The organism is Actinomadura sp. RB99 (assembly GCF_014706005.1).
Taxonomy (GTDB): Bacteria; Actinomycetota; Actinomycetes; order Streptosporangiales; family Streptosporangiaceae; genus Spirillospora.
The window spans coordinates 234,573-244,684 of record NZ_JABMCA010000007.1 but is presented as its reverse complement, the minus strand read 5'-3'; the positions used below and the strand labels follow the sequence as shown (position 1 = coordinate 244,684).

The following is a 10,112-nucleotide window of genomic DNA, read 5'->3' as shown; positions in this document are numbered from 1 at the left end:
CCCGGCCGCAGCGCGGTGAGGGCCAGGCCCGCGGCGGCCGCGGCGGACAGCGCCGCCAGCGGCCGCCGCAGCCGGGCCGCGCGTGCCCTCACGGCAGCTCCAGCGGGAGGTCCATGCCGTCCAGGACCGAGGGGCACGGGCAGCCGCGTTCGGCGGGCAGCGCCTTGACCACGTCCGCGACGAGGCCGCGCAGCCGCCCGATGTTCTCGCCGAACACCCGCAGCACCTCGTCCATGGTGACGCCCTCGCCCTCCTCGATGCCGGCGTCGAGGTCGGTGACCAGGCAGAGCGGGGTGTAGCAGAGCGCCAGCTCGCGGGCGAGGACGGCCTCGGGGTGGCCGGTCATCCCGACGAGCGTCCAGCCCTGGCCGGCGAACCAGCGGGACTCGGCCCGGGTGGAGAACCGGGGGCCCTCGATGACGACGAGGGTGCCGCCGTCGACGGGCGCCCAACCGGCGGCGTTCGCGGCGTCGACGGCAGCGCGCCGGCCGACCGGGCAGTACGGGTCGGAGAAGGAGACGTGGATCGCGGCGCCGTCGTCGTAGTAGGTCTGTGGGCGCGCGGCCGTCCGGTCGACGAGTTGGTCGGGGACGGCCAGCGTGCCGGGCCCGAGGTCGGGGGTCAGCGAGCCGACCGCGCTCGGCGCGAGGACCTGCCGGACGCCCAGCGCCCGCAGCGCCCACAGGTTGGCCCGGTAGGGGATCTTGTGGGGCGGGAAGCGGTGGTCGCGGCCGTGCCGGGGGACGAACGCGACGCGCCGCCCGGCGAGCTCGCCGATGGCGACGGCGTCGCTCGGGGGGCCGTAGGGGGTGTCGACGCGCACCTCCTCGACGTCGTCGAGGAAGGAGTAGAAACCGGAACCGCCGATGACCGCGATCTCGGCCGTGGGCTGGGAGTTGGTGGACATGCCGCCGACACTAACCAGCCCGCCGGAGCGCGTGCGACCCGCCGCGAAATGTGGATAACTCCATGATCGGCGACGCGGCGGAGGGGCCCGGTGCCGCACCGGACCCCTCCGTATCCCCAGAAACAGGACATCCTGCGAACCGGGGCGGATCTCGCGTCAGCCCACCCGGTCGAGGACGCGGGACCGGCCGGCGTGCGCCTCGCGGGCGGCGAGCCGGCCCGGGGCCCAGATCCGCCGTCCGAGGTCGTGCGACAGGGCGGGCAGGAGCAGCGACCGGACGACCAGAGTGTCGAACAGGACGCCGAACGCGACGACGAAGCCCATCTCCACCATGGACACCAGCGGCAGCGTCGCCATCGCGCCGAACGTCGCCGCCAGCACCACCCCGGCCGAGGTGATGACGCCGCCGGTGACGGTGAGGCCGCGCTGGATGCCGCGCCGCGTGCCGAGCGTCTGGGACTCCTCCCGTACGCGGTGCATGAGGAAGATGTTGTAGTCGACCCCGAGCGCCACCAGGAAGGTGAACGCTTGCAGGGGAAACCCCGTGTCCGTGCCCTCGAAGCCGAAGCCGTGCCTGAAGATGAGCGCGCACGCGCCCAGCGAGGCGAGGAACGACAGGACGACGGTGCCCATCATCAGCAGCGGCGCCACGAGCGCGCGCAGTAGCAGGACGAGGATGACGAAGACCACGCCCAGCACGACCGGGATGATGACCTTGTTGTCGCGTACGGAGGCCCGCTTGGTGTCCAGGGACGTGGCGGTGGTGCCGCCCACTTTCGCGTCGGCGGACGGGACGGCGTGCACAGCCTCCCGGAGCCGGTCGATGGTCCGCTCGGCCGCCTTGCTGCCGGCTGGGTCGCGCAGGGTCGCCTCGTACATGACGAGCCCGTTCTCGGTCGCAGGCGGACCGACCTGGGCGACGCCCTGTGTGCGCGCGGCCGCAGCGGCGATCTGGGTCGACTCCGACGCCTTGCCGATGACGACGGCCGGGGAGCCGGATCCGGCGGGGTAGTGCCGCGCCACGGCCTCCTGCCCGGCGATCGAGTCGGGGCGTCCGGTGAACTGCCCGGCGTTGGAGAGGCCGTCCGCCTTGAGGGAGCCGAGGCCGAAGGTAAGACCGACCAGGACGATGCCGGTGGTGACCCAGAGCAAGCGCGAGCGCCTGCCCACCAGGCCCGCCACGCGGGACCAGATTCCGTGCTCGGCCTCGTACGCCTCCGGTTCGAGGTACTTGGCGTCGTAGCGCGGGACGAGCGGCCAGAACACCCAGCGGCCGAAGATGACGAGCAGCGCGGGCAGGAGCGTGACCATCGCCGCCAGCGCGGTGAGGACGCCCGCAGCGGCGACGGGGCCGAGCCCGGCGGTGGAGTTCAGGTCGGCGAGCAGCAGGCACAGCAGGCCGACGGCCACGGTGGCGGCGGACGCGATGACGGCGGGCGCGGCGCGGCGCAGGGCGAACGCCATGGCCTCGTGCCGGTCCTCGTGCCGGTGGAGTTCCTCCCGGTAGCGGGCGACGAGCAGGAGGGCGTAGTCGGTGGCGACGCCGAACACCAGCACGGTCATGATGCCGGAGCTCATCCCGTTGACGGTCAGGTCGGCGTACTTGGCCAGCAGGTAGACGACGGACTGCGCGAGCCCGAGGGCGAAGACGGCGCTGAGCACCGGGATGAACCACAGCACGGGGCTGCGGTAGATGATCAGCAGCAGGACGATCACGACGATGCCGGCCGCCATGAGCAGGAAGCCGTCGAGGCTCTGGAACACGCCGAACTGGTCGGAGCCGGCGCCGGCGGGCCCGGTGACGTGCGCGGACAGGCCGGGCGGTCCCCGCTTGACGAGGTCGCGGGCCTGGTCGACGGCGTCGGTCACGTCGTCGCTCTTGATCGGGACGAGGGTCTCCAGGGCCCTGCCGTCCTTCGAGGGGAACGGTCCCTGCGCCTTCTCGGCGCCCGGGAGGCGCTCGAAGGCGGGCCTGTCGGCGGCGGCCTTGGCGCGGTCGGCCGCGGTGATGCCGGAAGGACGCTCGTAGACGATGACGGCGAGCATCGTCTCGTCCTTCTGGAACATGTCCTGCTGCTTGACGACCTGCGTGGACTCGGCGCTCGCGGGCAGCCAGGACGCCGCGTCGTTGTCCTCCACGTCGCCCAGGCGCCCGGCGAGCGGGCCGAGCGCGGCCAGCAGGGCGATCCAGACGGCGAGGACGGCCCACTTGCCGCGGCGTCCGGCGATCAGCCCGGCGAGCCTGCGGGCCGGTGTTCTGGGGGGAGCCTGGCTCTGTGCGCGCATGGTCGATCTCCTGAGAGGTCCGTGGATCTCGCGATATGACGCGAAAACTTGCTCAGAACCAGAGTCTCTCGAAAGTCGAGAGGAAGCAAGTTATATCGCGAAATCTCGGGGTGGCCTCAGGGTCCTGCTAGGGGTGGCCTCAGGGATGCTCCCCAGAGCACGCAGAAGGCCGGAGGAACCCGTTCGGGTTCCTCCGGCCTTCGGGAAGCGCGGTGGTGAGGCGTGGCCCCTGGGTCAGGCCACCTTCTCGGACGAAGACGACTTCGACGAGGAGGCGGAAGACGAGGACGACGACGAGTCGCTCGACGAGCCCGACGAACTCGACGAGGACGCCGAGTCGGACTTGCCGGAGTCACCGCTCGACGACGAGCCGTTCGAGCCGTTGGACGAGCTCCCCACGGTGGAGGACGACTTGCCTGAGCCGCGGCTGTCGGTGCGGTAGAAGCCCGACCCCTTGAAGATGATCCCCGCGGCGGAGAAGACCTTGCGGAGCTTTCCCTTGCACGCCGGGCATTCGGTCAGCGCGTCGTCGCTGAACTTCTGCACGACCTCCAGAGGCTCGCCGCACTCGGTGCAAACGTACTGATACGTCGGCACGGTTCCTCCTCGCTGACTCAGTCCGGCGCCGTCCCGGACTGGCACTCACTCTAGATGACTGCTAATGGTACCCACCCGTGGAACAGGATTCGCCGCGGGTCTGTTCCCAGCCGCCCCAAGCCTGCCGCCCCAAGCCTGCCCCCGAGCCCGGCCCTACCCCAAAGGCCCGGCCGGGTCTCGGTGCCCGTGCCGCAGGACGCTCATGCGCCGGTCTCGCCGAACCAGCCGGCCAGCTTCCCGCGGCGGCTGATGGCGCGCAGCCTGCGTTCCGTGGTCTCGCGTACGGCCTCGGTGGTCACGACCAGCAGCGTGTCGCCGCTCTGCAGGGGCGTGGTGGGTTCCGGTACGAAGCTCTCCCCGTCCCGCACGACGAGGGTAATGGACGCTCCGGCGGGCAGCCGCAGCTCGAAGATCTCCACTCCGCTCAACCGGGAGTCGGGCGGGATGCGGACTTCGAGCAGGTCCGCATGGAGTTCCTCCAGGGGCGCGGCCTCCACGTCCAGTTCGCGCGTCTGCTCGTCGCTCTTGAGGCGGCACCAGCGCGCGACCAGGGGCAGCGTAGGGCCCTGCAAGAGCGTGAACACCACGACGATGTTGAAGACGATGGAGAACAGCCGGTCGGCGTCCGGCACGTCCTTCACCATGGGGATGGTCGCCAGGACGATCGGGACGGCGCCCCGCAGCCCCGCCCATGAGGCGAACACCTTCTCGCCCCACGAGAGCTTGAACCCGATCGAGGACAGGACGACCGACACGGGGCGGGCCACGAGCAGCAGGACGAACCCGATGACGAGCGCCGGGACGATCTGGCCGGGGAGCGCGCCGGGCGAGGCCAGCAGGCCCAGCATCACGAACAGCCCGATCTGGGCGAGCCAGCCGATGCCTTCGGCGAAGCCCCTCGTGGCAGGACGGTGCGGCAGGCGCGCGTTGCCGAGCACCAGCGCGCTGACGTAGACGGCCAGGAAGCCGCTCGCGTGCAGCAGCGTGGCGGCGCCGTAGGAGCCGATGGACAGCGACATCACGGCGATGGGGTACAGGCCGGACGCGGGGAGGGCGACGCGGCGCAGCGCCTGTGCGCCGAGCCAGCCGATCGCGAACCCGAGCACGCCGCCGGCGATCAGCTCGTACACCATCACGCCCGCGAGCTCGGCGATGTTGGGGACGCCGCCGTGCTTGACGCTGAGGGTGGCCACGATGATCACGACGGGTGCGTCGTTGAAGCCGGACTCGGCTTCGAGTAGCCCGGTCAGCCGGGAGGGCAGGGGCAGCCGGCGCAGCACCGAGAACACGGCCGCGGCGTCGGTGGGGGCGAGGACGGCGGCCAGCAGGAACGCCGGGCGCCAGTCCATGCCGATCAGCCACATGGCGGCGAGCGCCACCACGACGATGCTGATCAGGGTGCCGATGGTGGACACGCTGAGCGCGGCCGGCACGGACGGCCGCACGTGCCGCCAGCTGGTGGTGAGACCGCCCTCGGCGAGGATCAGGACGAGCGCGCCGAGGCCGAGGGTCTCGGCCAGCTCGGCGTTGTCGAAGTCGATGTGGAGGGGACCGGACTCGCCGATGAGAAGGCCGAGGCCCATGTACGCCAGAAGGGTCGGCAGGCCGGCCTGGTGCGACAGCCGGACCGCGACGATGGCGCTGAGTACGAGCACGGCCCCGAGGAGTAGCCAGATGTCGAGATGCACATCCCACCCTTCGGGGTCGTCAAAGTTGAACTTTTAGCAATACTACAGAATCGTGTGTCAAATGCATACTTGCGGTTGATGAACGGGATGCCTAGAACGTCCGTTATCTCCGTCTGACCTGCGGATCCACCCCGTTCACAACGTTCTGCACCGCGTGTCCCTGGACGGCCCTGGTGACGTTGTCGAGCAGCATCGTCACGATGTTCCGCTGCGACTCCGTCGTCCCTCCCGCCGCATGCGGGGACAGCAGGACGTTCTCGTTCGTGCGCAGGGGATGGTCGGCCGGAGGCGGCTCCTCATCGAAGACGTCCAGGGCGGCCCCGGCGAGCCGTCCCGACTCCAGCGCGGCGAGGACGGCGTCGTCGGGCGCGATGCCGCCGCGCGCCACGTTCACGAGCAGCGCCTTGTCGGGGAGTAGCGCGAGACGTTCCGGCCCTATGAGACCGCGTGTCTCGTCGGTCAGCGGCAAGGCGAGCACCAGGATGTCGGACGTGGCGAGCAGATCGTCCAGCTCCCTGTAGGTGACCGGCGCCGAAGCACGCGGGTGCCTCGTCCAGTAGGAGACCTCACAGCCGAGGGCCTGGAACAGCCGCGCCGCTTCCGCGCCGATGGCGCCGTAACCGACGACCCCTACGCGCTGCGCATGGACTTCCCTGGTGCCCCGGGCCAGGAGCTCCGCCTGCGGCCATTCGCCCGCGCGCACATGCCGGTCCCCCCAGACGAAGTGGCGACACAGGGCGAACGCGGCGCCGACCGCCCACTCGGCCACACCGCGCGCGTTGGCGCCCGCGGTGTTCGCCAGAGGCACGCCGGCCTCCGCCAGTGCGGCGCCGTCGATGCTGTCGGTGCCCACCGCGGGCATCTGCACGAACGCCAGGTGCGGCGCGGCGGCGACCGCCTCGGCGTCGAGTTTCAGTTGAGCGCTGAAGTCGCCGATGACCAGCTCGGCGTCCGGGAGCGCCGCGAGGAGCCCGGCGCGGTCCCTGGTCTGCGGGAACGCCACCTCCACGGTGTCGCCGAACGATCCGAACAGGCCCCGCACGATGTCCTCCCCGAGCGGGGGGAGGGAAAGGATCCGCCACGGCGCCGTCATCTGGAACCTCCCGGTGAGCCTCGGGTCCGACCGCGGTCCCCGATCCGCGATCTTGCTGATCCTCAGCCTATGCGCCCGTCCGGTACTGGCCACAGAGCCAGGTACTGCTAACCGCCAGGCCACACCTCTGCCACCGCGCGGCAGCGCTCCCGCCGCCGCTCGGACACCCCCCTCACGCCTCGGCCGCCCCCTGACGCCGCTCGGCCAGCGCCCGGCACCCCCGGCCGCACTTCGCAGCCCGTCCGGCCGTCCGGCCGTCCGGACGCCCGCCGGCGCCTCAGCCGAACCGCACCAGGCCCTCGGACGGCGTCGCCGCGGCCCGCACCCGCTGGTCGTGCGGCTCCGCGGGAAGCTCGTCCACCAGCTCGGAGTCGTACACCAGCCCGACGGTCAGGATCGCGGGCCCCACGCGGGCCAGCGCCCGGTCGTACGACCCGCCGCCGCGGCCCAGCCGCATGCCCGTCCGGTCGATCGCGACCGCCGGTGTCAGGACCACGTCCGCGCTGGCCACGGCCCCCGGGCCGCGCGGCGGCTCGGTCGGCTCCAGGCATCCGCGCGGGCCCGGCGCGAGCGAGTCGGGGCCCTCGTAGGACGCCCAGTCGAGGTCGCCGTCCGGCAGCAGGCGGGGGAGGAGCACGTAGGCGCCGCGCTTCCACAGCGCGAACAGCAGGCTCCGGGTGTCCGGTTCGGTGCCGACGGAGACGTAGGCGGCGATCGTCCCCGCCATCTCGATCTCGGGCACGGACAGCAGCGCGTCGCGCAGCGACCGGCCCGCCGCGGCGCGCTCCTCAGGAGCCATGATCCCACGCCTTTCCAGCAGTCCGGCGCGGATGTCGGTCTTCGAAACGATGTCGTGCACGCTGTTGTCCTCGCGGATGGCTAGGGTCTTTTCATGGTCGACATTGCACCCGTGCTCAAGGCCGTCGTCCCTGCGGCGGGCCTCGGTACCCGATTCTTGCCCGCCACCAAGGCGACGCCCAAGGAAATGCTTCCCGTCGTCGACAAACCGGCGATCCAGTACGTCGTCGAAGAGGCCGTCGACGCCGGCCTCAGCGACGTGCTCATGATCACCGGGCGCAGCAAGCGGTCCATCGAGGACCACTTCGACCGCGCCTACGAGCTGGAGGAGGCGCTCAACGCCAAGGGCGACAGCGAGCGCCTCGCGGCCATCCGCGAGTCCGCCGACCTCGCGATCATGCACTACGTCCGGCAGGGCGAGCCGCGCGGGCTCGGCCACGCGGTGCACTGCGCCCGCCAGCACGTCGGCGACGAGCCGTTCGCGGTGCTGCTCGGCGACGACATGATCGACGCGCGCGACAAGCTCCTGCAGCGGATGATCGAGGTGCGCGGCCAGTACGGCGGCAGCGTCGTGGCGCTGATGGAGGTCGAGCCCGACCAGGTGTCCGCCTACGGCTGCGCGGCCATCGAGGCGACCGGCGAGGACGACGTCGTGCGCATCTCCGACCTGGTCGAGAAGCCCGCGCCCGAGGAGGCGCCGAGCAACTGGATCATCATCGGCCGGTACGTCTGCGACCCCGCGGTGTTCGACGTGCTGGAGAAGACCCCGCCCGGCCGCGGCGGCGAGATCCAGCTGACCGACGCGCTGCGCACCCTCGCCGACATGCCGGCCGAGAACGGCGGCGGCGTGTACGGCGTGAAGTTCCGCGGCCGCCGCTACGACACCGGCAACAAGCTGGAGTACCTGCGCACGGTGGTGCAGTTCGCCGCGGAACGCCCCGATCTGGCGCCCGAGTTCATCCCGTGGCTGCGCGAGTTCGTCCGGACCCATGACGCCGCGGACGGCGTGGGCGGCTCCGGCGACGCGTGACGACCCGTCACACTGGGGCCGTGGGCATGAGAACGGTCGATGAGCACCTGACGGAGATCCTCGGCAGCGTCGCGGCGCTGCCGCCGCTCGACCTCGCGCTGCTGGAGGCGCAGGGGACGGTGCTCGCCGAGCCCGTCACCGCGCCGGTCCCGCTGCCGCCGTTCGACAACTCCGCGATGGACGGCTACGCCGTCGTCGCGGCGGACGTCGCGGGGGCCACCGAGGCGGAGCCGGTCGTGCTGCCCGTGGTCGGGGACATCGTGGCCGGGGACTCGGGCGTTTCCGCCATCAGGACGGGGCTGACCGCCCGCATCATGACGGGCGCCCCGCTGCCCGCCGGAGCCGACGCGGTCATCCCGGTCGAGTGGACGGACGGCGGTGCCGCGACCGTCCGCATCAGCCGCCCCGCACCGGCGGGGAACTACATCCGGCGGTCCGGCGAGGACGTCCTCGCGGGCCAGACCGTCGTGGAGGCGGGGACGCGGCTCGGCGCGACGCAGATCGGCATGGTCGCCGCCGTAGGGCGCTCCCATGTCGCCGTAAGGCCGAAACCGCGCGTCGTCGTCGTCTCCACGGGGGACGAGCTCCAGGAGCCCGGCACGCGGCTCGCGCCGGGGCAGATCTGGGAGTCCAACAGCTACATGCTCACCGCCGCCGTCGTGGAGGCGGGCGGGATGGGCTTCCGGCAGGCGACCGTCCACGACGAGCCCGCCAAGGTCATGGAGATGCTGGAGGACCAGCTCGTCCGTGCTGACGCCATCATCACCTCGGGCGGGGTGTCCATGGGTACCAGGGACGTGGTGAAGGAGGTGCTGTCCGGCACCGGCACCGTACGGTTCCACAAGGTGCGCATGCGCCCGGGCAAGCCGCAGGGGTTCGGCTTGCTGGAAGGCACGCCCGTCTTCACGCTGCCGGGGAATCCCGTTAGCGCGTACGTCTCGTTCCAGGTCTTCGTGCGTCCCGCCTTGCGCGCCATGCAGGGGCTGCCGCCCGAACCGATGCCCACCGTAAGCGCCGTCCTGGCGGAGGACATCAAGTCGCCCGCCGGGCTGCGGCATTTCGTCCGCGGGCGGCTGTCGTCCAACCGCGGCCACTACACCGTCACCCCGGCGGAGACGCAGGGCTCCCACCAGCTCGGTTCGCTCGCCATGGCGAACGCGCTGATCGCGCTCCCCGAGGACACCGAGGCCCTGCCCGCCGGTTCGCACGTCGACGTCATGAGGTTGCCATGAGTGCCATGGGCACCGAGTTCTCGCATCTGGACGACAAGGGCGCGGCCCGGATGGTCGACGTTTCCGCCAAGGGCGTGTCGTCCAGGACCGCCACCGCGACCGGGTTCGTCCGGCTCTCCGCCGAATGCATCGGGTTGCTGCGCGCCGGCGACATACCGAAGGGCGACGCGCTGTCGGTCGCCCGCATCGCCGGGATCATGGGGGCCAAGCGCGTCCCCGACCTGGTCCCGCTCTGCCACCCGATCGCCCTGCACGGCGTCACCGTCGAGCTGGAGATCCACGACGAGGGCGTGGCGATCAGGGCCGTGACGCGCACCGCCGACCGCACCGGCGTGGAGATGGAGGCGCTCACCTCCGTCTCCGTCGCCGCGCTCGCGCTGGTCGACATGGTCAAGGCGGTCGACCCGGGCGCCGTGATCACCGACGTGCGGGTCGAGGAGAAGACCGGCGGCAAGACCGGCGTGTGGCGCCGATGATCCGC

9 protein-coding genes are annotated in these 10,112 nt (G+C 71.7%); 3 read left to right on the top strand and 6 right to left on the bottom strand.

What is annotated here, in order from left to right; genetic code table 11:
* Positions 1–88: 88 nt before the first annotated feature.
* The 6 genes from amrb99_RS09770 to amrb99_RS09745 all read right to left on the bottom strand — a co-directional run bounded on the left by amrb99_RS09770 (position 89) and on the right by amrb99_RS09745 (position 7,430).
* On the bottom strand, positions 89–907 hold the full coding sequence (locus tag amrb99_RS09770; RefSeq protein WP_190854975.1) for an S-methyl-5'-thioadenosine phosphorylase: 819 nt from the start codon (positions 905–907) through the stop codon (positions 89–91).
* 156 nt (positions 908–1,063) lie between these two features.
* Positions 1,064–3,193, bottom strand: coding sequence for an MMPL family transporter (locus amrb99_RS09765; protein WP_190854967.1), 2,130 nt, complete (start codon positions 3,191–3,193; stop codon positions 1,064–1,066).
* A gap of 234 nt (positions 3,194–3,427) precedes the next feature.
* A complete protein-coding gene (locus amrb99_RS09760) occupies positions 3,428–3,790 on the bottom strand; it encodes an FmdB family zinc ribbon protein (RefSeq protein WP_190854958.1) in 363 nt (120 codons plus the stop codon).
* A gap of 200 nt (positions 3,791–3,990) precedes the next feature.
* Positions 3,991–5,478, bottom strand: a complete 1,488-nt coding sequence (locus tag amrb99_RS09755; protein WP_190854955.1) for a potassium/proton antiporter — start codon at positions 5,476–5,478, stop codon at positions 3,991–3,993.
* A 103-nt stretch (positions 5,479–5,581) separates the two neighbouring features.
* Entirely contained in the window at positions 5,582–6,571 is a 990-nt protein-coding gene (locus amrb99_RS09750) for a 2-hydroxyacid dehydrogenase (protein WP_190854953.1), read from the bottom strand.
* A 277-nt stretch (positions 6,572–6,848) separates the two neighbouring features.
* Positions 6,849–7,430: a 5-formyltetrahydrofolate cyclo-ligase gene (locus amrb99_RS09745; protein ID WP_190854951.1), complete on the bottom strand. Its 582-nt coding sequence runs from the start codon at positions 7,428–7,430 to the stop codon at positions 6,849–6,851.
* A 33-nt stretch (positions 7,431–7,463) separates the two neighbouring features.
* Between amrb99_RS09745 and galU the strand changes: the two genes are divergently transcribed.
* Genes galU through moaC form a run of 3 tightly spaced genes read left to right on the top strand, consistent with a single transcriptional unit; the run spans position 7,464 to position 10,107 of the window.
* On the top strand, positions 7,464–8,399 hold the full coding sequence (galU, locus tag amrb99_RS09740; protein ID WP_190854949.1) for a UTP--glucose-1-phosphate uridylyltransferase GalU: 936 nt from the start codon (positions 7,464–7,466) through the stop codon (positions 8,397–8,399).
* Between the two features lie 26 nt (positions 8,400–8,425).
* Positions 8,426–9,631 carry a gephyrin-like molybdotransferase Glp gene (glp, locus tag amrb99_RS09735; RefSeq protein WP_190855021.1) on the top strand — a complete coding sequence of 402 codons (1,206 nt, stop codon included), beginning with the start codon at positions 8,426–8,428 and terminating at the stop codon, positions 9,629–9,631.
* Positions 9,628–10,107: a cyclic pyranopterin monophosphate synthase MoaC gene (gene moaC, locus amrb99_RS09730; protein WP_190854948.1), complete on the top strand. Its 480-nt coding sequence runs from the start codon at positions 9,628–9,630 to the stop codon at positions 10,105–10,107. The genes glp and moaC overlap by 4 nt, the downstream gene beginning before the upstream one ends.
* The last annotated feature ends 5 nt before the right edge of the window (positions 10,108–10,112 follow it).

What these genes read in the sequence shown, in the direction of transcription:
- amrb99_RS09750 (WP_190854953.1), bottom strand. Translation starts at nt 6,571, where the DNA reads ATGACGGCGCCGTGGCGGATCCTTTCCCTCCCCCCGCTCGGGGAGGAC.
- amrb99_RS09765 (WP_190854967.1), bottom strand. Translation starts at nt 3,193, where the DNA reads ATGCGCGCACAGAGCCAGGCTCCCCCCAGAACACCGGCCCGCAGGCTC.
- amrb99_RS09770 (WP_190854975.1), bottom strand. Translation starts at nt 907, where the DNA reads ATGTCCACCAACTCCCAGCCCACGGCCGAGATCGCGGTCATCGGCGGT.
- glp (WP_190855021.1), top strand. Translation starts at nt 8,426, where the DNA reads ATGAGAACGGTCGATGAGCACCTGACGGAGATCCTCGGCAGCGTCGCG.
- galU (WP_190854949.1), top strand. Translation starts at nt 7,464, where the DNA reads ATGGTCGACATTGCACCCGTGCTCAAGGCCGTCGTCCCTGCGGCGGGC.
- moaC (WP_190854948.1), top strand. Translation starts at nt 9,628, where the DNA reads ATGAGTGCCATGGGCACCGAGTTCTCGCATCTGGACGACAAGGGCGCG.